This window comes from Rhodopseudomonas sp. P2A-2r, from assembly GCF_026015985.1.
In the GTDB taxonomy this organism is placed as follows: domain Bacteria; phylum Pseudomonadota; class Alphaproteobacteria; order Rhizobiales; family Xanthobacteraceae; genus Tardiphaga.
On record NZ_CP110389.1, the window covers coordinates 1,903,980 to 1,927,641 of the forward strand.

The window sequence follows — 23,662 nt, forward strand, 5'->3', positions numbered from 1 at the left end:
CATGAGCGAAGTCCAGGGCACGAAGCTGATCAACCTGCAGATCATGTGGCACCGGCTGATCGCGGTGGTCGAGGAACAGGCGCAGGTGCTGCTGCGAACCGCCTTTAGTCCGATCGTGCGCGAATGCGGCGACCTTTCAGCGGGGGTGTTCGACGTCAAGGGCCGGATGCTGGCGCAGGCCGTTACCGGCACGCCAGGCCACGTCAATTCCATGGCCGAGTCGGTCAAGCATTTCATCGCCCACTTCCCGATCGAGACGATGAAGGAAGGCGATGCCTACATTACCAACGACCCGTGGATGGGGACCGGCCATCTCAACGATTTCGTCGTCACCACGCCGTGCTTCAAGGACGGCAGACCGGTGGCGCTGTTCTCCTGCACCAGTCACCTGATGGACATCGGCGGCATCGGCTTCGGACCCGACGCCACCGACGTTTTCATGGAGGGGCTCTATATCCCCATGCTGAAACTGGTCGATCAGGGTGTGGTCAATGAGACGCTGATGGCGATGATCCGCAGCAACACACGGTTGCCCATCGACACCGAGGGCGACACCTATTCGCTCGCCGGCTGTAACGACGTCGGCTGTCAGCGCCTTGTCGAGATGATGCGCGAATTCGAGATCGACGCGCTCGATGAACTGGGCGATTATATCTGTGACCGCTCGCGCGAAGCGGTTCTTGCCGAGGTTGCCAAACTGCCGAAGGGCACCTGGCATAACAGCATGGTCGTCGACGGCTATGATGAGCCGGTGACGCTGGCGGCCACGCTGACGATTTCGCATGAAGGCATTCACGTCGACTTTTCCGGTACATCGCCGGCATCGAAGTTCGGCATCAACGTGCCGCTGTCCTACACCACGGCCTATACGGTGTTCGGCCTCGGCTGCGTCGTGGCATCGCAAATTCCGAACAATGCCGGCTCGTTGCTGCCACTCACCGTGGCGGCGCCTGCCGGCTCGATCCTGAACGCCCCAAAACCCGCCCCGGTGGCATCGCGTCATGTCATCGGCCAGATGCTGCCCGACGTGGTGTTCGGCTGCCTGAAGCAGATCATTCCCGAGCGGGTGCCGGCCGAAGGCACGTCGTGCCTGTGGAATCTCAATGTGCGCGGCCAGACGCGCAGCGGCGCTGGCGGCAACTACGGATTCTCCATGGCAGTGACCAGCAACGGCGGCACCGGCGCGCGGTTCGCCAAAGACGGGCTGTCGGCCACCGCCTATCCCAGCGGCGTGCGCGGCACGCCGGTCGAGATTGCGGAGACCCAGACGCCGCTGATCTTTTGGCGCAAGGAGCTGCGCCCGGATTCCGGCGGCGCAGGACGCACGCGTGGCGGCCTTGGCCAGATCATCGAAGTGGGCAGCGGCGTCGATGCGCCGTTCGACATTCTCGCCGCGTTCGACCGCATCGATCATCCGCCGCGCGGCCGCGACGGAGGCCATGACGGCCAGGCCGGTTATGTCGGATTGAAGTCCGGGCAGAAGCTGCGCGGCAAGGGTTTTCAAACCGTGCCTCCCGAGGATCGGCTGGTGGTGCTGACACCTGGCGGCGCCGGGATCGGCGCCCCCAGCGAGCGGGCGTCCGCCGCTGTGCGTGCCGATGTCGAAAGTGGCCTGGTGTCGCGCGAGAATGCAGATGCGATCTACGGTTCTGCGGGATGAACCCTGCCGGCCTTGCGCTTCATTTCGAGAAACGGAGATGACGACATGATTACACGGCGGACCTTCACGACGGGAGCGGTGACGATGCTCGCCGCCGGCCACCTCTCAACGCGCGCGATGGCGGCGCCGACGAACTGGGACATGTCGACGGTATGGCCCGATTCCAATTTTCATACCCAGAATGCGATGGCGTTCGCCGAAGAGGTCAAAAAGCAGACAAACGGCGCCGTCAACATCACCGTGAAGGCCGGCGGTCAGCTCGGCTTCAAGGGGCCCGAACATTTGCGCGCCGTGCGCGACGGTCTCGTCCCGCTCGCTGACGTGCTCAATATCCAGCAGGTCGGTGATGAGCCCTTCATGGGCGTGGAAAGCATTCCGTTTCTCGTCGGCAACGTCGACGAATTGAAGATCCTGCATAAGTATGTTCGGCCGGAATACGACAGCATCGCCGCCCGCAACAATCAGAAGATCCTCTATATCGTGCCGTGGCCGACGCAGTATCTTCACCTCAAGGTCAAGGTGGCGGGTGTCGATGGATTGAAGAACATCAAGATCCGCGCGCCGGACAAGAACGGCGTCGACATGCTGAATGCGCTCGGCATGGGCGCGGTCATGATTCCCTGGGGCGAGACGATTCCCGCGCTTGCGTCGGGGGCGGTCGCCGGGGTTTCGACTTCGGCAGTTTCGGGCGTCGACGGCAAGTTTTGGGAGTTCCTGAAATACGTCTATCCGACCAACCATGTCTGGTCGTCGCAGATGCTGACCGTCAATCTCGAATCCTGGAAGGCTCTCAGCCCGGATCAGCAGAAGCTGGTCGCTGATATCGCGGCGAAGATGGAGGCGGGGTTCTGGGCGAATTCGCTAAAGGCCGACATCGACAGCCTCAAACGCCTCAAGGATGGCGGTATGGAGGAAGTGCCGGTGTCTGCCTCGATGATGACGGACGTACGAGCGCGAACCGCGCCACTGCTCGACGCGTTTCTGAAGCGCGTGCCTGCGGCAGACAAGCCGGTACGGGCCTATCTCGCCGAATTGAAACGCTAGGAGCATGGCCGTGGCGACTGTCTTACCGGCTGCTCCGGACAGCCTCAACGCAGCGGCGCCAGCGCCGTTGCGGATCCTGCTCGACGGGATCGATCGGCTCGGCCGGCTCGATGGCTGGATCGGCGGCGGCTGCCTGGTAATGCTCACGCTGCTCATGCTGGCCGAGGTCGCGACACGCTTCCTGTCGAATTTCCTGCCGTTCTTCCCGCCGACGATCTCGATTGCCTGGGAGTATTCCTCCTACCTAATGGCCGCATCTTTCACGTTCGGCGCCGCAATGACGCTCCGTGTCGGCGGCCATATTCGCGTGGTAATCCTGCTGAAGAACGCACCGGCGCCGATCCGCCGCGCGCTCGAGGTTCTTTCGGCGCTCGCGGGTTTTGCCTTCATGGCATTTATGACATGGGCGATGGTCAAGTTCGCCTGGGGTGCCTTCACGCGCGGGCAGTTGTCGACGTCAAGCGATACGCCGTTGTGGTTTCCCCAAGCCGTCGTCACCTTCGGGATGCTGCTGCTGACGCTGCAGTTCCTGGCGCGGGCCATCCAGGCGACGCTCGGTCTGCCACTCGAAGATCACAGCATGAAGGCCACGCCCGTTGAATGAACGGGCAGGCAATCACTGCCAGCACCACTCCCGCTCCGGAAGACAATTTCCATGACAATCGAAGTCGTCAGCCTGTTTGCCATCCTGTTCGCGCTACTGGCGGGGGGCTGTGGATCGGGCTTACGCTTGCTCTCACTGCGACCTTGTTGCTGGCGATGTTTCGCTCGATCCCGCTCGACAAGCTGCTTCCGCAATATGCCTGGAACATCCTGACCACGCAGGAGCTCCTGGCGCTGCCGCTGTTCATCCTGATGGGCGAACTGCTGTTTCGCACCCGGCTGTCGCGATCGCTCTTTCAGGGGCTGGCACCGTGGGCGGGACTGCTGCCGGGACGGCTGCTGCATGTCAACGTGATCGGCTGCACGATCTTTGCTGCGATTTCCGGCTCGTCAGCCGCGACCACACAGGTGATCGGCCGGATGTCGCTCAACGAACTGCTGCGCCGGGGCTATTCGAGGGATATTGCGATCGGCTCGCTCGCCGGGGCGGGCACGCTGGGCTTTCTGATTCCCCGTCGAACATCATGATCATCTATGGCGTACTCGGCGACGTCTCGATCCTGAAACTGTTTACCGCCGGCGTGTTGCCGGGCCTGCTGCTGGCGGCGACCTTCATGGGCTGGGTGATGCTGCACACCACCCTCGACAAGACCCTGGTGCCGGAGCCCGAGGCGATGCTGTCGCAAGTGCCCTGGCGCGAACGTTTCGCCGCCCTCAAGGATCTGGCGCCGGCGCTGTTCCTGATCGCCTGCGTGCTCGGTTCGATGTATGGCGGCCTTGCGACGCCGTCGGAAGCGGCTGCGGTCGGCGTACTCGGCGCGGCCCTCGTCGCCTGGGCGCAGGGATCGATGACGCAGCAGGTGATGCGCGACGTGATCATCGGTTCAGTGGTCACCTGCTCGATGATCGCGTTGATCGTGCTCGGCGCCTCGATCCTCGGCAATGCCGCCGCCTTCCTCGGCATTCCGCAATCGGTGGCCGCGTTCGTCAAGGGTCTCGGCCTGTCACCGTTCATGCTGATCGTCGTGCTGATTATCTTCTACCTGGTGCTCGGCTGCTTCCTCGATGGCTTCTCGATGATCGTGATGACGCTGCCGATCGTGCTGCCGATCGTGAAGGGCGCCGGCTTCGATGAGATCTGGTTCGGCATTTTCCTGGTGATCGCGGTGGAGATGGCGCAGATTACCCCGCCTGTCGGCTTCAACCTGTTCGTCATCCAGGGTCTCACCGATGACGGACTGTCCTACATCGCCCGCGTGACGATGCCCTATCTGCTCATCATGATCGGCTTCGTGCTGTTGTTGACGCTGTTTCCGGGGATCGTCACCATCCTGCCGAGAATGCTCTACGGATAGGGATCGGCGAGCGCGCCTGCCGGTCGGTGACTGAGACCCTGTTCAACCCAGCGTCGGCGTCGCCGGCTCTGCGGTCGCGCCGATCCGGTCATAGCCCTTCAGCCAGTAAATCGTCGCCGACAGAATCCAGGCGCCGATGAAAACGCCGACGATGACAAAGCCGAAATCGGCGAGGTCGCGATTGATTGCGCTGATTCGGTCAAACAGTCCGCCGCTCAGTTCAAGCTTTTCGGATATCACCGAGAGGGCCTCGATGCTGCCGATCAGCAGCGCGACTGCGACGGACACGGCGGTGATCGTCAGGTTGTACCACAGCTTGCGGATCGGCTTGACGAATGCCCAGCCGTAGGCGCCCACCATCAGCGCGCTGTCCGCGGTGTCGACCAGCGCCATGCCGGCGGTAAACAGCGCCGGAAAAACCAGCATATGCCACGGCGACACGCCGTTGACGGCCTCCGTGCCGGCAAAGCTCAGCAGGCCGATCTCCGTGGCGGTGTCGAAGCCGAGGCCGAACAGCAACCCGATGCCGTACATGTGCCAGCTCTTGGTCACCACCCGGAATAGCGGACGAAAAATCCGGCCGATGATGCCGGTCGGGAGCGCTGTATCGTCGTCGGCAGCGGCGATCGTTCCGTTGCGCGCGGCGCGGAACGCGCGCCAGACCGAGCGCAGAATGAACAGGTTGAAGATGGCGATCAGCAGCAGGAAGATCGCCGAGACGGAAATCCCGATCGCGCCGCTGTAGCTCCGGAACGTGGCGAGGTCGTCTTTCATCGCGGCGGCCGTTGCGACCAGCAGCACCACGGCGGCGAACACCACGGTGGAATGTCCGAGCGAGAAGAACAGCCCGACCGTGACCGGGCGTTTGCCCTGCTGCATCAGCTTGCGCACGACGTTATCGATCGCGGCAATGTGGTCGGCATCCACGGCATGGCGCAGTCCGAACACCCAGGCCAGCAATGCCGTGCCCAGCAGGGCGGGACGGTCCCGAAAAATCGCCAGCGCCCACAGCCATGCGGCGATGTTCGCCGCGATCAGCACAGCAAACAGGAGGATTACCGGACCGGATGCCCTCCGGGCAAAGCGGGTTGCAAGCGGGAGAGTTGATGTCGACGGCGTCAGCGCGGCGGACGTCGTCGTGGACCTTGTCGCCATCGCGCATTCCATACCAGAAGGTATGACGAATATATCGAGAACTCATACTGCGGGTCAACGGCCGCCGTCGTGGATCAGCCGCCGCGCGATTGCGGGGGCGTCGCGAGTCCATTCATGAGCAGGTCGAAATTGGCCGCGACGAATGCTGCGAAATCGATCTTGCGGCGCTCTTGAAACAGCAGCGACCATACGTTGAGCAGCAGCGCCGGGCTCAGGATCAGCTCAATAAACCTGGTTGCCGGCGAGTTTCGAAATTGGCCGGCTGCGACGCCCGCTTCGATCAGCGCTTGGCATTGCAAGATCACCGGCCGCATGAACTCGTCATAGTGGCGGTCGACGAGGTCCGGGAACCGCGCTCCTTCGGAAATCAGGAAGCGCAGCGTCTCGCGTGCGATGCGATCCTCGCCGATTCGTCCATATACGAAGGCGAGCAGCGCGCGCAGGCGTTCGGCATACGAACCGTCGAGCTGCTCCACAAAACTGTCGAGTTGCGGAAACAGCGAGCCGGAGACGTGGCGGATCATCTCGTCGAACACGCGCTCCTTGGTTTCGAAATAGAAATAGATCGTGCCCTTGGTCACCCCGGCGCGCTTAGCGACATCCTCGAGTCGCGCGGCGGCGTAGCCATGTTCGACGAATTCCTCGAAGGCGGCGTCGAGGATTTCGGCGGGGCGTTCCGCCTTGCGGCGGGCTCGCGGCTTGACGGGTGAATTCATGTCTTTGACCATTATTATGGCGCCCTGTTTATTATTGACTTTCGCGTAAGTCAATAATAAACAGGGCGCTCCTTTAAGGCAACTTGGCGAACCTTATGTCCCACCTGTCACATGCCGTATGCCTGCTTGTTGCTGCCGGCAGTCTCGCCGGATGCAACGATCGGGCTGCACCGCCGCGTCCGGCGACCTTCGTTAAGACCGAGGTCGTGCAGATGCAGGCGCGGCAGGTGTCGATCGCGCTGACCGGCGACATCCAGGCCCGGGTTCGCGCCGAACTGTCGTTCCGCGTCAGCGGGCGCGTCACCGACCGACTGGTCGATGTCGGCATGCATGTGAATGCTGGCGACGTGTTGGCGCGGATCGACCCGGTCGAACAGCAAGCCGACCTCGACGGCGCCACTGCCGCAGTCGCCTCGGCCGAGTCCCAGCTGCGCGTCGCCACGGCGACCTACGAGCGGCAACAGACGCTGCTGGCCGGCGGCTTCACCACGCGGGCCTCGTTCGACCAGGCGCAGCAGGGGCTGCGGACCGCGGAAGGCTCGCTCGAGAGCGCCAAGGCGCAGCTTGGTACCTCCAAGGAGGCCCTGACCTATACCGAGTTGCGGGCAAGCGCCGGGGGCATCATCACCGCGCGCAATCTCGAAGTCGGTCAGGTTGCGCAGGCGGCACAGTCGGCCTTCACGCTGGCGCAGGACGGTCCGCGCGACGCGGTGTTCGACGTCTACGAGTCCGTGCTGTTCCGGCAACCCGAAACCAATGTCGTCAATCTGAGTCTGGTGGCCGATCCGACCGTCAAGGCGATCGGCCGTGTGCGCGAAGTGGCGCCGACCGTCGATCCCAAGACTGCTACGGTGCGCGTCAAGGTCGCCATCGAGAACACGCCGCCGGCGATGACGCTGGGTAGCGTTGTGACTGGAGAGGAAGCTGGAGCCCGGTGCAGCGTATCGTGTTGCCTTTTGGCGCGATGACCGTGTTGGCCGAGGCGCCCGCTGTCTGGGTGGTCGATCCTGCCAGCAAGACGGTGTCGCTCAGAGCCGTGGTTTTGGACAGCTACGAGAAGGAAGTCTTCGTCATCCGCAGTGGCCTGAAGCCGGGCGAGCGAGTTGTGACCGACGGCAGCAAGATGCTGCGGCCCGGCCAGACCGTGACCTATGACGGCGGAGGAGCCTGATCGTGTCGATACCCATGCGCCTGATTGCTGCCGCTGCGTTTTGCGTGTTGCTTGCCGGATGCAAGGAAGAGGCCGCCGCGCCGGTTCCGGTTCGCCCGGTCCTGTCGGCAATCGTCTCATCCGCCGCGACCGGCGATGTGGTCATCGTCGGTACCATCGAGCCGAAGATCAAGACCGACTTCAGCTTCCGGACGCTCGGACGATTGATCGCCCGGCCGGTCAACATTGGCGACACCGTCGAGCGGGGGCAGATACTCGCGGCCATCGATCCGGCAGCCCTTGAGCTCGCGGTGCGGATGGCGACGGCGGAACTGTCCAACAGTCAGGCCCAGTTCGCCAACGCCGCCGGCAGCGAAGAGCGTCAGCGCACGCTGCTCGAGAAAAACGTCACCAGCCAGGCCAGCTTCGATACGATCGAACAGGCGCGGCAGGCCGCGCAATCGGCGGTGGTGCGGGCCCAGGCCAATCTCACCAAGGCGCGCGAGCAGCTTGGCTACGCGCAGCTTAAGGCCGATTTCGGCGGCGTGGTCACGCTGATCGGCGCCGAGGTCGGGCAGGTCGTGTCGCCCGGCCAGACCGTGGTTACCATCGCGCGTCCGGACATTCGCGAAGCGATCATCGACGTCTCCGACGATCTGGCCAACGGGTTGAAGATCGGCATGCCATTCACGGTGGCGCTGCAGCTCGATCCCTCGATCAGCGCGCAGGGCAAGGTGCGCGAGATCGCGCCGCAGGCCGATCCGGTGACGCGCAGCCGGCGCATCCGCATCACGCTGGAGAATTCGCCGGAGGCATTCCGGCTCGGCACCACGGTGACGACGACGATCCCCGGCACACCGGAGCGCGGCCCGCGGGTGCCAGCTTCGGCGATACTCGCGAAGGACGGCAAGACACGGATCTGGCTGGTCGACACTGCCGCAGGCACCGTGTCGTCGCGCGAGGTTCAGTCCAGGCCCGACGGCGACGGCTGGGTCCGCGTGACCGCGGGCCTCGCCGCCGGCGCGCGGGTGGTTACCGCGGGTGTCCATCATCTGGCCGAAGGCCAGAAGGTCCGCATTGGTCAGGAAGGCGCACTGTGAAGTCGTTCAATCTGTTCGACTGGGCCCTCGAGCACCGCTCGCTGGTCTGGTACTTCATGATCGCCTTCATGGCGGCTGGTTTCTTCTCGTATCTCAAGCTGGGGCGTGAAGAAGATCCGGCATTCACCATCAAGACCATGGTGATTCAGGCGAAGTGGCCGGGCGCATCGGCGCAGGAAATGACCCTGCAGGTCACCGAGCGGATCGAGAAGAAGCTCGAGGAACTGGAATCGCTGGATTTCACCCGCAGCCTCACCGTCGCCGGCCAGACCACCATCTTCGTCAATCTGCTTGCCACCACCAAGGCCCGTGACGTCGAGCCGACCTGGGTGCGGGTGCGCAACATGATCGCCGACATCAAAGGCGATTTCCCGCAGGGCGTGGTCGGTCCCGCCTTCAACGACCGCTTCGGCGACGTCTACGGCAACATCTACGCCTTCACCAGCGACGGTCTCAGCCAGCGGCAATTGCGAGACCGCGTCGAGGAAGCCCGTGCCAAGGTGCTGACGGTGCCGAATGTCGGCCGCGTCGATATCACCGGCGCACAGGACGAGGTCATCTACCTCGAATTCTCCACGCGCAAGGTCGCGGCCCTTGGCCTGGACACGCGCTCGATCCTGGCATCGTTGCAGGCACAGAATGCGATTGCGCCGTCGGGCGTGCTGCAGGCCGGTCCGGAGCGCATTGCGGTTCGCGTAAGTGGCCAGTTCACCTCCGAGGAAAGCCTCAAGACCATCAACCTGCGCGTTAACGATCGTTTCTTTCCGCTCACCGACGTTGCCACGATTAGCCGCGGCTATGCCGATCCGCCGACCTCGCTGTTTCGCTACAACGGCGAGCCGGCGATCGGCCTGACCATTGGCATGAAGGCCGGCGCCAACCTGCTGGAATTCGGCGAAGCCCTGAAAGCGCAGATGACCCGCATCGTCGCCGATATGCCGATCGGTGTCGGCGTCCATCTGGTGTCGGACCAGCCGCTCGTGGTCGATCACGCGGTGTCGGGCTTCACGCGCGCATTGTTCGAGGCCGTCGTCATCGTGCTGGCGATCAGCTTCCTCAGTCTCGGCATGCGTGCAGGCCTGGTTGTGGCGATCTCGATCCCGCTGGTGCTGGCAATCACCTTCCTGGTGATGGCCTATTCGGGGATCTCCCTGCAGCGGATTTCGCTGGGCGCGTTGATCATCGCCCTCGGTCTGCTGGTCGACGATGCGATGATCGCCGTGGAAATGATGGTGGCGCGTCTGGAGGTCGGCGACACCCTGCACAAGGCCGCCACCTATGTGTACACCTCGACGGCGTTCCCGATGCTGACCGGGACGCTGGTCACGGTGGCCGGCTTCATACCGATCGGGCTCAACAACTCCGCCGCGGGCGAGTTCACTTTCACGTTGTTCGTGGTGATCGCAGTGTCGCTGGTGGTGTCGTGGGTGGTTGCCGTGCTGTTCACGCCGCTGCTCGGCGTCACCCTGCTGCCGGACAAGCTGCCCAACCATCACGCCGAGAAGGGGCGCTTTGCGCGGGCGTTTTCCCGCCTGCTGGCCTTCAGCATGCGCTGGCGCTGGGTGACTATCGCCATCACCGTTGCTGTGTTCGCCCTGTCGGTGGGCGGCATGGGGCTGGTGCAGCAGCAATTCTTTCCCTCGTCGGACCGCGACGAACTGATCGTCGACTGGAATTTGCCGCAGAATACCTCGATTGCCGAGACTAACGCGCAGATGGCGCAGTTCGAGCAGGAAGCGCTGAAGGGCAACGCCGACATCGATCACTGGTCGACCTATGTCGGCGCCGGAGCGCCGCGCTTCGTGCTGTCGTTCGACGTGCAGCCGGCGGACATCTCGTTCGGCCAAGTGATCATCGTTACCAAGGGTCTCGAAGTCCGCGATCGCCTGCGCGTTCAGTTGCAGGCCTATCTCAAGAAGACGTTTCCCGGCACCGACGCCTATGTGAAGCTGCTCGACATCGGACCGCCGGTCGGCCGGCCGGTGCAGTATCGGGTGAGCGGGCCGGAGGTCGTCAAGGTGCGCGAGTTCGCCCAGCAACTGGCGAGCGTACTCGGCGCCAACAAGCATCTCGGCGACGTGGTTTTCGACTGGATGGAACCGGAGCGTGTCGTCAAGGTCGACGTGCTGCAGGACAAGGCGCGCCAGCTTGGCGTCACCTCTCAGGACATCGCTTCGACACTGAACGGCGTGGTCGACGGCACCTCCGTGACCCAGGTGCGCGACGACATCTATCTGGTGAAGGTGCTGGCGCGCGCCAACGCTTCCGAACGCGGCTCGGTGGAAACGCTGCGCAACCTGCAACTGCCGGGAACGAACGGGTCATCCGTACCATTGGCAGCGGTGGCCACGTTCCGGTACGAACTGGAGCAGCCGACGATCTGGCGGCGCTCGCGCCAGCCGACCATCACCATGAAGGCCGGCATCCTCGATGCCGTACAGCCGGCCACAGTGGTGGAGGAGATGAAGCCGCAGCTCGCCGCATTCACGGCGAAGTTGCCGGTCGGCTATGCTGTCGCGACCGGCGGCGCCGTCGAAGAGAGCGCCAAAAGCCAGGCGCCGATCGTCGCCGTCGTGCCGATCATGCTGTTCGCCATGGCCACCATCCTAATGCTGCAGTTGCAGAGTTTCCACCGCCTGTTCCTGGTGTTTGCGGTGGCGCCGCTGGCGCTGATCGGCGTGGTGGCGGCGCTGCTGCTGAGCGGCGCGCCGCTCGGCTTCGTCGCCATTCTCGGCGTGCTGGCGCTGATCGGCATCCTGATCCGCAACTCGGTGATCCTGATTGTGCAGATAGAACATTTGCGCGAGGAGGGCCGTCCTCCTTGGGAGGCGGTGATGGAGGCGACAGAGCATCGCATGCGCCCGATCATGCTGACCGCGGCGGCGGCAACGCTGGCGCTGATACCCATTGCCCGCGAAGTGTTTTGGGGGCCGATGGCCTACGCCATGATGGGTGGAATCGTCGTCGGTACCGTCCTCACTTTGCTGTTCCTACCCGCGCTTTATGTGGCCTGGTTTCGCATCAAGAGGCCTGAAGAAGAAACGCCGCCGAACGGCCACTGAGCTTCGCCCCCGTCCCGTCCCCCAGAGCATTCGCATGCCGATCACAGGAGCAATCCCTTGAAAACGATATCAACTCTTCAGTTCGCGACGGTCGCCTTTTTTGTCGTGTCCACCGGTTGTCAGGCGCTCGCGCAGTCTGCTCCCTTCGCGGGCATGGCGGGGTCTTGGACAGGTGCAGGGACGATTTCGCTGTCCGATGGTTCGAAGGAGCGGGTGCGTTGCAAGGCGACCTATCAGGTCGGTCGCGCAGACGCCCGTCTGCAACAGAGCCTTCGCTGCGCCAGCGACAGCTATCGCTTCGAACTGAACAGCGACCTTGTTAGCGAGCAGGGACAGATTGCGGGCTCCTGGAGCGAACTGAGCCGCGGCATCAATGGCAGTCTCGTCGGGCGTGAAAGCGGCGGCACCATTTCTGCCGTGGCTGACGCTCCGGGCTTCTCGGCAACCCTGTCGGTTTCGACGAAGGGCAACCGGCAGAATTTTTCCATCGCGTCGGAAGGCGATATCCGCAACGTCAGCATCGTCATGAGCCGGAACTAGGCTGCGTTCCGGCCGGGGCGGAAGACGCGGGCGCATTGTGCGTTCGCTGCAAGCCGCCTACTCTTGACGCATCGGGCGCGATCCGACAAAGCGCTGGTTTTGCGGCAGGAGACGGCTTCACCTCATGATGACGCTACGCCAGATCGAGGTCGTGCGGGCCGTGATGGTCGCCGGGACCATTGGGGGGCGGCGAAGCTGTTGAATGTCTCCGCACCCGGCATCAGCCGGCTGGTGAAATATACCGAGAAGTCGCTGGGCATTCGCTTCTTCCAGCGTCAGAACGGCCGCTATTTCCCGACCCCGGAAGCGCACAATATCTTCGAGCAGATCAACGGCGTCTATCAGAAGGTCGACGATCTCACCGAGATCATCTCCAAGATCGGGCAGGGCGCGCTGTCCGAACTGCGCATCGGCTCGGTGCCCAGCATCTCCCAGGTGATGGTGCCGCGCGCCATCGAGCGGGTGCGCCGGCGGTTTTCAGAGCTGCGCATCGACATCAATATCCTGAAGATCGAGGAGGCGGTCGATTACCTCCTGCTCGGCCGCGGCGACTGCGTCGCCATGAGCTATCGCCTCGATCACCCCGGTCTGGATTTCCTGCCGCTGGCGTCGGGCGAATTGTTCTGCATCGTGCCCGAAGGCCACGCACTGGCCGGCCGCAAGCACGTGTCGGCAAAGGAGATCACGCACTATCCCCTGATCGGCATCGATCCCAACGACCCCTATGGTCGCATCATGGCCGAGATCTTCGCGCGCTATCGGCTCAAATACGACATCACCATCCGGGCGCGCTTCGGCACGACCGTCTGTGCGCTGGTGAGGTCGGGCCTCGGCATCGCCGTGATCGACCAGTTCACCGTCGCCCATGGCGGCTACCCCGGAGTGGTCGTGCTGCCCATCGTCGAGCCGACCCGTTTCGACACCTACGTCGCCGTGAAGCGCGGCGCACCGTTGTCGATGCATATCGAGCACTTCATCGACTGCCTGCGCTCTGAAATGCGCGCCGTCGGGCCGAAGCAGGTCGCGAAAGCCCCGCCGGCCAAGCCACGTAAAAAGATAACATGATGTTATGTTTGTGGCATAACAGGGTAATTGTGTTCAATCGCCCCGGCGCTATCCTCGCGCCGTTCGCCGACGAATTGCCCGCTCTGCAGCACTGGCTCTGATCCCATGACCACGTCCACGCAAAACCTGCCCGCTTCCGGCCGCCGTTTTCTCACCGGCCTGCTCGGCGCGCCGATCGCGCAGTCGGCGTCGCCGGCGATGCACGAAGCGGCTGCAGACGCGCTGGGTGCGCGCTGCCACTACCAGTTGATAGAGGTCGCCGGCGCCGGCCGCGACGAATTGAAGCTGCTGCTCGATGGCGTTCGCCGGCTCGGCTTCTCCGGCATCAACGTCACGTTCCCCTACAAGGAAGCGGTGCTGGATCTGCTCGACGCGCTGTCGCCCGGCGCCCGAGCGATTGGCGCGGTCAATACGGTGGTCGTGCGCGACGGTCGCCTGACCGGGCATAACACCGACACCACCGGCTTTGCCCGCGCGGTGAAGGCGCTGGTCGAAGGCTCCGGCCGCGGTCCGGTGGCGGTGATCGGCACCGGCGGCGTCGGCAAGGCCATTGCCTTTGCGCTGGCCGACCTCGGTGTCAGCGAGATCCGGATCTTCGATACCGACCGCGCCAAGGTCGAGCAACTCGCAGCGCAGTTGGGTGGCAGGCTGACGGTCCGCGTTGCCGCCAGCGTCGCAGACGCGCTGACGGGGGCGGTGGGCGTGGTCAACGGTACGCCTGTGGGCATGACGCCGAGCAAGGGCACGCCGGTTCCGGACAATCTGCTGCATGCCGGGTTGTGGGTCGCTGATGCGGTCTATTCGCCGCTGTGGACGCCGCTGCTGATGGCTGCCAGGGACGTCGGCGCCAAGGTCATGACCGGACGGGATCTCGCGATCTATCAGGCGGCCGATGCGTTCGAACTGTTCACCGGTCTGGCACCTTCTACCACCGAAATGGGAATTGCATTCGACGCCGTAATGGCCAAGAGGTACCCCGCCAACGCAGCCTGACGACGTAGTCGGCCACAAGGCCTGCTCGCAATGAAAAGACGATCACAACCAAGGGAGGATTTGATATGAAAACACGTATTCTGGCGGGCGCACTGCTCGCGACCATGCTGACCGGCGCGGCCTTCGCGCAGTCCGGGCCGATCAAGCTGGCGGACGTCGCCGAGTTTTCCGGCGGCGGCGCCACCGTCGGCACCAACTGGAAGAACGGCATCGATCTGGCGATCGAGGAAGTCAATTCCAAGGGCGGCGTGCTCGGCCGCAAGCTCGAAGTCACTCACGCGGACTCGCAGTCCAATCCCGGCGTCGCGCGCGCGCAGGTCCAGAAGGCGCTCGACACCGAGCCCTACGTGCTGCTCGGGCCCGGCTATTCCGGTTCGGTCAAGGTCACCGCGCCGCTGGCCGCCGAAGCCGGCATCACGCAGATCATGGGCGGCGAAGCCGCCGAACTCACCCAGGCCGGCAACAAGTTCCTGTTCCGGACCTCGTTTGGCCAGCAGTCCACGATGCCCAAGGTCGCCAAGTACATCAACGACGAGCTGAAGGCCAAGTCGGTCGCCATCGTCTGGGTCAACAACGACTTCGGCAAGGGCGGTCGTGATTCCATCGTCAAGGAATTCGCCAAGTACAACATCAAGGTCGCCGCCGATCTCTCCACCGAAGCCGGCCAGGCCGACTTCGCCGCCGACGTCAGCAAGATCAAGTCGGCAGCCCCCGACGTGGTCTTCGTCTACGTCAACGAAGAAGAGAGCGCACGCGTCCTCAAGGAAATCAAGCGTCAGGGCATCACCGCGCCGTTGATGGGCGAGACCACCCTGGTCGGGCAGAAGGTGATCGAGCTTGCCGGCGATGCCGCCAATGGCGCCCGTGCCCATGTCGGTCTCACCACCGACGCGCCGGTCGAACTGGTCAAGGCGTTCCGCGAAAAGTTCGTCAAGAAGTACAACTACGTGCCGGACCACAACGGCATGAAGGGCTGGCTGGCGATCTACATGATCAAGGCTGCCACCGAGAAAATGGGCAAGGTCGATCCCAAGGGGCTTGCCGACGCCCTGCACGGCCTGACCATCACCGCGGCCAAGGAGCCGGGCATCCTGATGGATGTCACCTTCGACGCCAATGGAGATATCGACCGTCAGGGGTTTCTGGCGGAAGTGGTTGACGGCAAGCAGGTCATCAAGGCCGTGCTGCCGAAGCTGAATAACTGACGCGCTTGTTTTAACCTCTCCCCGCTTGCGGGGAGAGGTCGACTTGCACGCGCGAAGCGCGTGAAAGTCGGGTGAGGGGACTCTCCATGCGCTCCGAACTTGCGGAGGGTCCCCTCATCCGTCTCGAACCCGCTCCGCGGGTTCGAGACACCTTCTCCCCGCAAGCGGGGCGAAGGCAAGGACGCCGCCGCCGCTATTGGAGCCACCACATGTCCAACCTTCTCGATCTTCTCGTCGCTGGCCTCGCCACCGGGGCGATCTATGCGATCGCCGCGGTGGGCTTCACGCTGCTGTGGCAGACCTCGCAGACCATCAATTTCGCGCAGGGCGAATTCGTCATGCTGCCGGCCTTCCTGATGCTGGCGGTGATGCATGCCGGCGCACCGTTCTGGCTGGCGATCCTGGTCGGCATCCTGCTGTCGATGCTGCTGCTCGGCCTCGGCTTCAAGCTGCTGCTGGTCGATCCGATGCTGCGCCATGGCGTGCTGCCGCTGGCGATCGCCACCATGGCGCTGGCGATCGGCATCAAGGAAGCGGTCAAGCAGTTCTGGAGCGCCGAGGCGTCGCCGTTTCCGTCGATTGTCCCGTTGGGTGACGTCTCGGTGTTCGGTCGCCCGGTGGCGCTGCAGAGCATCGGCGTGCTGGCGCTGGCCATCGTGGCGGTGATCGCGCTGACCGCGCTGCTGAACCGCACCTCGATCGGCCACCAGATGCAGGTTGCCGCGCAAAATCCCACGGTGGCGCGCATCGTCGGCGTCCCCGTGGAGCGCATGATCATGTACACCTTCCTGATCAATGCCTTCCTGGTGGCGCTGGCGTCGCTGCTGATCACCCCGATCTATCTCGCAAAGTTTTCCAGCGGCGAAGTGCTCGGCCAGGCGGCGTTCATCGCGGCCATCGTCGGCGGCTTCAACCAGGTGCGCGGCGCTATCGCCGGCGGGCTGCTGATCGGTGTCGTCGACAACCTCGCCGCGGCCTACGTCTCGACCCAGTATCGTGCGGCGGTGCCATTGGTGCTGCTGATCGTGATCATCCTGTTCCGCCCGCAGGGCATTCTTGGCCGGCCCGAGGAGCGCACCGTATGACCCTCAACAGCAAATATTGGCAGATCGGGCTCGGTCTCGTGGTCATCGCTGCGCTGATCATCGTGCCGATGAATTTCCAGCGCTACGGCCTGTTCATCCTGAGCCAGTGGGCAGTGATGACCATCGCCGCCATGGGCCTCAACCTGACGCTGGGCTATGCCGGCCAGGTGTCGCTGGCGCAGGGCGCGTTCGTCGGCATCGGCGCTTACGCCGCGGCCATCATGACGTCGAACGGCTTGCCGCTGATCGCCGCACTCGGCGTGGCCATCGTACTGTGCTTCGCGGTCGGCTGGATCCTCGGCTATCCCGCGCTGCGCGTGCAGCATCATTATCTGGCCTTCGTCACGCTGGCCTTTTCGACGCTGGCCTTCCTCGTGTTTCGCAACGAGGACTGGCTCACCAAGGGCATCTATGGCATCAGCAACATCCCGCGGCCGGAAGTGTTCGGCTTCCCGACGCGGCGGCCGCTGCCATTTTACTATCTCTGTCTCGGCTCGCTCGGAATCGTCTCGCTGATGGTGTGGTGGCTGATCCGCTCGCCATGGGGCCGCGCCTTCGTGGCGCTGCGCGAAAACCCGGTGCGGGCGCTGTCGCTGGGCATCGACACCCGTCGCTACACGCTGATGGCCTTTGCCATCGGCTCGGCGCTCGGCGGCGTTGCCGGCACGCTGTACGCGCCGCTGACGCAGTATGTCGATCCGGTGCCGTTCAGCCTGTCGCTGTCGCTGGATCTCTTGATGATGGTGATCGTCGGCGGCTCCGGGTTCTTCTTCGGGCCGTTCCTCGGCGCGATGATCGCAGTGCTGCTGCCGGAGTGGCTGCGCTTCACCCAGGGCTACTACCTGATGATCTACGCCGTCGCGGTGATCGGTCTGCTGATCTATTCGCCCACCGGCATCCTCGGCATTCTCGACCGCGCCATATCCGAGCGCCGCACCAAGATCGCTTCGGCCATGCGCGCTGTCGCCAAATCGAAACTGGAAACGGCACCATGACCGCGGTCCTCGAAGTCAGCGACATCAGCAAGAGCTTTGGCGGCATCGCGGCGGTCAACGGCGTGTCCTTCGACGTCCATGAAGGCGAGATCCTCGGCCTGATCGGCCCCAACGGCTGCGGCAAGTCGACCTTGTTCAACTGTATCCTCGGCCAGCTCACGCCGTCAGGCGGCGAGGTCAAGGTCGACGGCAAGGTCGTCACCGGCATGCGGCCGTCGGAGCTGAACGGCCTCGGCGTCAGCCGTACCTTCCAGTTGCTGCAGGTGTTTCCCAAACTGTCGGTGCGCGAAAACCTGATCCTCGCCGGTCAGGAGCATCAGGGCAGCATGCTGTCGCGGCTGTTCGGCCCCTCCGATGCCGGCTTGACCGACGCCGCCAATCAGATGATCGGCTTCTTCAAACTCGACCACCTCGCGGATGAGCCGGCCGGTGGCCTGTCCTACGGCCAGCAGAAGCTGCTCGACGCCGCCATGGCCTTCATGGGCGGACCGCGGCTGGTGCTGCTCGACGAACCCGCTGGCGGCGTCAACCTGACCATGCTGGCCGACCTCAAGGACCGGTTGACGGCGATCAACCGCGAAAAGGGCGCGACCTTCGTGGTGATCGAGCACAACATGGATTTCGTGATGTCGCTGTGCACCCGCGTGATCGTGATGGCCGAAGGCAAGGTGTTGGCCATGGGCAAGCCCAGCGAAGTCCGCGCCAATCCCGCCGTGATCGAAGCCTATCTCGGACATTGAGGACGAAACCATGAGCGATGCGATCCTGGACGTTCAGAATCTGGTCGGCGGCTACGGCAAGATGACCATCCTTAACGGCACCACCTTCTCGGTGCCGGCGGGGTCGATCACCACGGTGATCGGTCCGAACGGTGCCGGCAAGTCCACCGTGTTCAAGGCAATCTTCGGGCTCTTGAAGCTGCGCGAGGGCAAGGTGATCTTTCGGGGGCGCGACGTCACTGGCCTCAGCCAGCGCGAATTGCTCACCGCCGGCATCTGCTACGTGCCGCAGGGCCGCAACATCTTTCCGGAACTGTCGGTGCGCCACAACATCGAACTCGGCGCGGTGGCGGCCGGGCGCGACATCACCGACCTGCCGGCGCGTATCGAGGCCGCGCTCGACAAGTTTCCGGTGCTGCGCAAGAAGGCCACGCAGCAGGCCTCGACCCTGTCCGGGGGCGAGCAGAAGCAGCTCGAAATCGCCCGCGGCCTGCTGCTCAATCCGCAGCTGGTGCTGATCGACGAGCCGTCCATTGGTCTCTCGCCGCTGATGGTGCTGCAGACTTTCAACATCCTCAAGGAGCTGCGCGACAAGGGCGTCTCGATCTTGATGATCGAGCAGAACGCCCGCTCGGCGCTGGAGATTTCCGACTTCGGCATTGTGCTGGAGCTCGGCCAGACCCGGATCTTCGACAAGGCCGAAAAGGTGCTCAACGATCCCCGCATCGGCGCGCTGTTCCTTGGCGGCGCCATGGCGGACAGCGCGGCGTGAGCAGCCGAAAGCGGATCGGCGTGATGGGCGCCGGCCTGATCGGCCGCAAGCACCTCGATTTGATCGCAGCGTCGTCGGAATGTGAAGTGGCGGGGATCGCCGACCCGTCGGACGCCGCGAAAGCATTTGCCCAGCAGCGCGGCCTGTCGTGGTATTTCGACCACCGCGAACTGCTGGATCAGGAAAAGCCCGACGGCGCGATCATCGCCTCGCCGAACGCGCTGCATCTGGCAATGGTGTTGGACTGCGTCGAACGGGGCGTCCCGACGCTGGTAGAAAAGCCGGTGACCGATACCGTCATCGCGGCGCAGGAGCTGGCAGCGGCGGTCCGGCGCTCCGGTGTGCCGGTGCTGGTCGGTCATCATCGCCGGCACAATCCCGGTATCAAGGCGGTGCGCGATGCGGTCGCCGGCGGGAGGCTTGGCCAACTGACGGCGGTGGTCGGACTCTGGCTGCTGCAGAAACCCGATGATTATTTCGACGTCTCCTGGCGCCGCGAGCAGGGCGGCGGCCCGATCCTGATCAACCTCGTCCACGACATCGACAATCTGCGCTTCATCTGCGGCGAGATCGTCGAGGTGCAGGCGCTGACCTCGAACAAGGTGCGCGGCTTCGCGGTGGAGGACACTGCGGCGCTGCTGCTGCGCTTTGCCAATGGCGCGATCGGCACCGTGACATTGTCGGACGCCACGCCATCGCCGTGGAGCTGGGAGCTGTCGTCCGGCGAGAACGCCGCCTATCCGCGGCAGGACCAGCCCTGTTACATCTTCGCCGGCACCAAAGGTTCACTGTCGGTGCCGACCATGGACCTGTGGTCCTATCCGGGCGACAAGGGGTGGTGGGCGCCGCTGGCGCGGGCGGATCTTGCGTCGGAGCGGGCCGATCCGCTGGTCGAGCAGCTCAGGCATTTTTGTGCGGTGATCGATCGCCGCGAGGCGCCGCTGATTTCCGTGGACGACGCCATGGCAACTTTGGCCGTGGTCGAAGCGGTGCAACTGGCGGCGCGAACCGGCGCGCGGGTTTCGCCGGGCAGCATTCTGGAGCAGACCGCATGACCAAACTATCCATCGCTACCGTCTCTCTCAGCGGTGCACTCGACGAAAAGCTGCGCGCCATCGCTGCCGCCGGATACCACGAAGTCGAGATTTTCGAAGCCGATCTGCTGTCGTACAGCGGCAGCCCGCGCGAGATCGGCCAGATGTGCCGCGATCTCGGCCTGACCATCTGCGCCTTCCAGCCGTTTCGCGATTTCGAGGGTATGCCGGAGCCGCAGCGCAGCCGCAACTTCTACCGTGCCGAACGCAAGTTCGAACTGATGAAGGAGCTGCAGACCGACCTGATGCTGATCTGCAGCAACGTGTCGCCGCTGGGGCTCGGCGGCATCGATCGCGCTGCGGCCGATTTCCGCGAACTCGGCGACCTCGCGGCCAGACACGGCATGCGGGTCGGCTTCGAGGCGTTGGCATGGGGCCGGCACGTCCGCGACTATCGCGACGCCTGGGAAATCGTGCGCCGCGCCGACCACAAATCCATCGGCGTCATCCTCGACAGCTTTCATGCGCTGGCGCCGGCCTTTCCGGTGACCGCGATCGCGTCGATCCCCGCCGACAAGATTTTCCTGGTGCAACTCGCCGACGCGCCGAAGCTCGGGCTCGATGTCCTGCCGTGGAGCCGGCATTTCCGCTGTTTCCCCGGGCAGGGCGACCTGCCGGTCACAGGCTTCATGGAAGCGGTGATGGCCACCGGCTATAGCGGCCCGTGGTCGCTGGAAATTTTCAACGACCAGTTCCGTGCCGGCTCCGCCGCGCGCACCGCCACCGATGGCCTGCGCTCGTTGATCCTGCTGAAAGACCAGCTGGCCGAACCGACCGCCAAGCTGGCGCCGCCGGCGCGCAGCCTTGGCGTTGGCTTCATCGAATTTGCTGTCAACGAAGTGAGCGCGGCGGGTCTCGCGACCCTGTTCGGTCAACTCGGCTTCCGCAAGACCGGCGCCCATCGCAGCAAGGCAGTGGAGCGCTGGTCGCAAGGCGCCATCGAACTCGTCATCAACCACGAGCAGGGCGGCTTTGCGCATTCGCACTACGTCACCCACGGCCCAGGGGTCTGCGCCATCGCCCTCGACGTCGACGATGCATCGAAAACCATGGCGCGCGCCGAGGCGCTGAAGGCGAAGACCTTCTATCAGCCCGTCGGCCCCGGCGAACTGGAAATTCCGGCGATCCACGGCGTCGGCGGCAGCCTGCTGTATTTCCTCGATGGGACCGGCAACAACTGGGACACCGATTTCGCGGCGCTCGCCAGCGATCCCGGCGCCGATCGCCTGACGGCCGTCGACCATATCTCGCAGTCGATGCCTTACGAGGAAATGCCGTCGTGGCTGTTGTTCTACGTCGGCATTCTCGATCTGCAGCGGCTGCCGCAGATGGAAATCGCCGATCTCGTCGGCCTGGTGCAGAGCCAGGCCTTGATCAACGCTAGCCAGACGCTGCGTGTGGTGCTGAACGGATCGTCGGCGACGCGCACGCTGTCGAACCGCTTCATCTCCGAGTTCTTCGGCTCGGGCGTTCAGCATATTGCCTTCTCATGCGAGGATATCTTTGCGGCGGTCGCGGAGATGCGGGCGCGCGGCGCCAGCTTTCTGAAGATTCCGGAGAACTACTATGCCGATATCGAGGCCAAATACGGTCTCGACACGGCCACCATGACTCTGCTCCGCGACAACCAGATCCTCTATGAACGCGAAGGCGACGGCGAGTTCTTCCAGATCTACACCCACGCCTTCGACGAGCGCTTCTTTTTCGAGATCGTCGAACGGCGCAACTATGCGGGATTTGGCGCGACCAATGCCGCCATCAGGCTGGCGGCGCAGACCCGCGAGGCGCGCCCGGTCAGCATGCCCCGCCTCTGAACGGCCGGGCGGGACGGCGCTGCGGTCCTATTTGGAGATACGCAGGTTGGTCAGCGCCGTTCCGATGGTGTTGAAGGTCGAGATGACCTGGCTTGCCGTGGTGAGCTGAAAGAAGTTGCCGCTGCCGCTGGCGCAATATTGGAGCACCGCGGAGGTCGGGTCGCCGCCGGTATTGACCTGGATTGTATAGATGGTGACGTTGGCGGCCTTGATGTTATCGCATAGCAGCTGCTGGCGCGCGTCGACCTGCGACGAGGGCGTGCTGCCGTCGCCGTACCAGCGATCCATGGTGTTGAGGCCGTCCGACAGCAGAATGATCGCCTTCTTGTAGGTGTAATTGCTGTCTTCGGCCGGCGCGTTGAAAGGCGCGGTTTGCTGCAGCGTCTGCCATGCCCACACCAGGCCGATCGGCTGGTTGGTGCCGCCGCTCGGCGTCATGGTCGCTACCGACGCCTTCAGTGCCGTCCAATTATAGCTCAGGGGAGTGATCACGGTCGGGCAATAGGACGACTGGTCGGCCGGATAATAGGTGGCGGCGGTAGTCGGTGCCGTGATCTGAACGTCGTAGTTCTGCGTCCGATCGATCACGCAGCCGTTCCAGCTATTGATGTTGTTGCTGGACGAGCCGCATCGCATGGTCCGGTACCACGAATTGTAGCTCGAGCCGCAGGTCCAGCCCTCCTCGATGCTGCCCACGGTCGACCAGTTGCTCCAGTCGATATAGCCGCTGTTCTTGTATCCGGTGCCGAGATTGACCACGTTGGCGAACGGGACCAGGGAGATGTAGACGTCGCCATTGGTCTGAGCGGAGGCACTGAGCTGGTTGATGAGGTTGGTGGTGGCGGTTTGCAGCGCAGACATCTTGCCGTCGTCTTTCATGGATCCGGTGTTGTCGAGCGCCATGGCGACACGGAGCTTGGTCATGCCCCAACTCGCCGTGGACGATGAGGACAGGGTCAGGGTAGGAAACCCGACCACCTTCATGAAGGACGTGTTGATAGTCCCGGAGCCGGACAGCACCACAGATGATCCTGTGGTGGCACTGTTCGAATAGGTCGCCGTCAGGGTGACGCTCGGTACATCGGTATTTGTATATAGTGCGGTGAAGTAGGCGTTGGCCTTGGTGTTCAGCTGGGCCCTGGTCATGTCGCCCGCCGCATCGTCCTTGGCGACCATCAATGCGGCGGAGTCCAGGGCCGCATGCATCGCCGAACGCGCGGCATTGGCGCGGCTGTAGTCGACCGCAGCGCCGATGAAGCCGATCGTGGGCACCATCACGATCGCAAAGATTACGGCGATGTTGCCATCCTGCGACCGGCAGAAGCGCCGTAACGGTGGCAGGATACGGGACGCGATGACGGTATGCAGCATGGGTCGATCCGGATTTTAATTTCGAATCGACCATGGCGGCTGAGCTGTGAAAGGCTAGTAAAAGACTGCTGCGGAATCCTGTTGCATTATGTTTTCAAACGCGACCTGGATAGCGCGGTGGTACTGCGCATCACTCGCTTTGTGAGGAAATATCCCGGAAACAA

At 63.7% G+C, this 23,662-nt stretch carries 17 protein-coding genes and 3 pseudogenes; 17 read left to right on the plus strand and 3 right to left on the minus strand.

All coding sequences use genetic code 11. From position 1 onward, the window contains the following. The first annotated feature begins 1 nt into the window (after nucleotide 1). The 4 genes and pseudogenes from ONR75_RS08995 (at nucleotide 2) to ONR75_RS09010 (ending at nucleotide 4,662) form a co-directional block, all read left to right on the plus strand. Complete coding sequence (locus ONR75_RS08995; protein ID WP_265082283.1) at nucleotides 2-1,660, plus strand: hydantoinase B/oxoprolinase family protein; 1,659 nt, start codon at nucleotides 2-4, stop codon at nucleotides 1,658-1,660. A gap of 45 nt (nucleotides 1,661-1,705) precedes the next feature. Beyond that, nucleotides 1,706-2,704 (plus strand): TRAP transporter substrate-binding protein, encoded by a 999-nt coding sequence (locus tag ONR75_RS09000; RefSeq protein WP_265082284.1) that lies wholly within the window; start codon nucleotides 1,706-1,708, stop codon nucleotides 2,702-2,704. Between the two features lie 10 nt (nucleotides 2,705-2,714). Next, nucleotides 2,715-3,308 (plus strand): TRAP transporter small permease subunit, encoded by a 594-nt coding sequence (locus ONR75_RS09005; protein ID WP_265083603.1) that lies wholly within the window; start codon nucleotides 2,715-2,717, stop codon nucleotides 3,306-3,308. Between the two features lie 51 nt (nucleotides 3,309-3,359). Then, nucleotides 3,360-4,662 (plus strand): annotated as a pseudogene (locus tag ONR75_RS09010) (TRAP transporter large permease). A 42-nt stretch (nucleotides 4,663-4,704) separates the two neighbouring features. Here ONR75_RS09010 and ONR75_RS09015 read toward each other — a convergent pair. Together ONR75_RS09015 and ONR75_RS09020 are read right to left on the minus strand one after the other, a co-directional pair. Further along, on the minus strand, nucleotides 4,705-5,817 hold the full coding sequence (locus ONR75_RS09015; protein ID WP_265082285.1) for a HoxN/HupN/NixA family nickel/cobalt transporter: 1,113 nt from the start codon (nucleotides 5,815-5,817) through the stop codon (nucleotides 4,705-4,707). A gap of 74 nt (nucleotides 5,818-5,891) precedes the next feature. Then, nucleotides 5,892-6,533, minus strand: coding sequence for a TetR/AcrR family transcriptional regulator (locus ONR75_RS09020; RefSeq protein ID WP_265082286.1), 642 nt, complete (start codon nucleotides 6,531-6,533; stop codon nucleotides 5,892-5,894). Between the two features lie 95 nt (nucleotides 6,534-6,628). On the opposite strand from ONR75_RS09020, the pseudogene ONR75_RS09025 reads away from it, so the two are divergent. The 13 genes and pseudogenes from ONR75_RS09025 to ONR75_RS09085 all read left to right on the plus strand — a co-directional run bounded on the left by ONR75_RS09025 (nucleotide 6,629) and on the right by ONR75_RS09085 (nucleotide 22,127). Then, nucleotides 6,629-7,704 (plus strand): annotated as a pseudogene (locus ONR75_RS09025) (efflux RND transporter periplasmic adaptor subunit). Between the two features lie 2 nt (nucleotides 7,705-7,706). After that, on the plus strand, nucleotides 7,707-8,783 hold the full coding sequence (locus ONR75_RS09030) for an efflux RND transporter periplasmic adaptor subunit (RefSeq protein ID WP_265082287.1): 1,077 nt from the start codon (nucleotides 7,707-7,709) through the stop codon (nucleotides 8,781-8,783). Further along, nucleotides 8,780-11,845, plus strand: a complete 3,066-nt coding sequence (locus ONR75_RS09035; RefSeq protein ID WP_265082288.1) for an efflux RND transporter permease subunit — start codon at nucleotides 8,780-8,782, stop codon at nucleotides 11,843-11,845. Before ONR75_RS09030 ends, ONR75_RS09035 begins: the two co-directional genes overlap by 4 nt. Nucleotides 11,846-11,902: 57 nt before the next feature. Further along, on the plus strand, nucleotides 11,903-12,385 hold the full coding sequence (locus ONR75_RS09040; protein WP_265082289.1) for a hypothetical protein: 483 nt from the start codon (nucleotides 11,903-11,905) through the stop codon (nucleotides 12,383-12,385). Nucleotides 12,386-12,509: 124 nt separating this feature from the next. Further along, nucleotides 12,510-13,450: pseudogene (locus ONR75_RS09045) on the plus strand (LysR family transcriptional regulator). A 105-nt stretch (nucleotides 13,451-13,555) separates the two neighbouring features. Beyond that, entirely contained in the window at nucleotides 13,556-14,443 is an 888-nt protein-coding gene (locus ONR75_RS09050; RefSeq protein ID WP_265082290.1) for a shikimate dehydrogenase, read from the plus strand. A 65-nt stretch (nucleotides 14,444-14,508) separates the two neighbouring features. Then, complete coding sequence (locus tag ONR75_RS09055; RefSeq protein WP_265082291.1) at nucleotides 14,509-15,648, plus strand: ABC transporter substrate-binding protein; 1,140 nt, start codon at nucleotides 14,509-14,511, stop codon at nucleotides 15,646-15,648. A gap of 209 nt (nucleotides 15,649-15,857) precedes the next feature. Then, nucleotides 15,858-16,733 carry a branched-chain amino acid ABC transporter permease gene (locus tag ONR75_RS09060; RefSeq protein WP_265082292.1) on the plus strand — a complete coding sequence of 292 codons (876 nt, stop codon included), beginning with the start codon at nucleotides 15,858-15,860 and terminating at the stop codon, nucleotides 16,731-16,733. Continuing rightward, the gene (locus tag ONR75_RS09065; RefSeq protein ID WP_265082293.1) at nucleotides 16,730-17,728 is read left to right on the plus strand and encodes a branched-chain amino acid ABC transporter permease; all 999 of its coding nucleotides are present in this window, start codon (nucleotides 16,730-16,732) and stop codon (nucleotides 17,726-17,728) included. Before ONR75_RS09060 ends, ONR75_RS09065 begins: the two co-directional genes overlap by 4 nt. After that, nucleotides 17,725-18,468, plus strand: a complete 744-nt coding sequence (locus ONR75_RS09070) for an ABC transporter ATP-binding protein (protein ID WP_265082294.1) — start codon at nucleotides 17,725-17,727, stop codon at nucleotides 18,466-18,468. The genes ONR75_RS09065 and ONR75_RS09070 overlap by 4 nt, the downstream gene beginning before the upstream one ends. Before the next feature lie 10 nt (nucleotides 18,469-18,478). Continuing rightward, nucleotides 18,479-19,219, plus strand: a complete 741-nt coding sequence (locus ONR75_RS09075) for an ABC transporter ATP-binding protein (protein WP_265082295.1) — start codon at nucleotides 18,479-18,481, stop codon at nucleotides 19,217-19,219. Next, nucleotides 19,216-20,274 carry a Gfo/Idh/MocA family protein gene (locus ONR75_RS09080; RefSeq protein WP_265082296.1) on the plus strand — a complete coding sequence of 353 codons (1,059 nt, stop codon included), beginning with the start codon at nucleotides 19,216-19,218 and terminating at the stop codon, nucleotides 20,272-20,274. Before ONR75_RS09075 ends, ONR75_RS09080 begins: the two co-directional genes overlap by 4 nt. Further along, on the plus strand, nucleotides 20,271-22,127 hold the full coding sequence (locus tag ONR75_RS09085) for a bifunctional sugar phosphate isomerase/epimerase/4-hydroxyphenylpyruvate dioxygenase family protein (protein WP_265082297.1): 1,857 nt from the start codon (nucleotides 20,271-20,273) through the stop codon (nucleotides 22,125-22,127). Before ONR75_RS09080 ends, ONR75_RS09085 begins: the two co-directional genes overlap by 4 nt. Before the next feature lie 27 nt (nucleotides 22,128-22,154). Here ONR75_RS09085 and ONR75_RS09090 read toward each other — a convergent pair whose 3' ends face one another. Continuing rightward, complete coding sequence (locus ONR75_RS09090; protein ID WP_265082298.1) at nucleotides 22,155-23,498, minus strand: vWA domain-containing protein; 1,344 nt, start codon at nucleotides 23,496-23,498, stop codon at nucleotides 22,155-22,157. Nucleotides 23,499-23,662 lie beyond the last annotated feature (164 nt).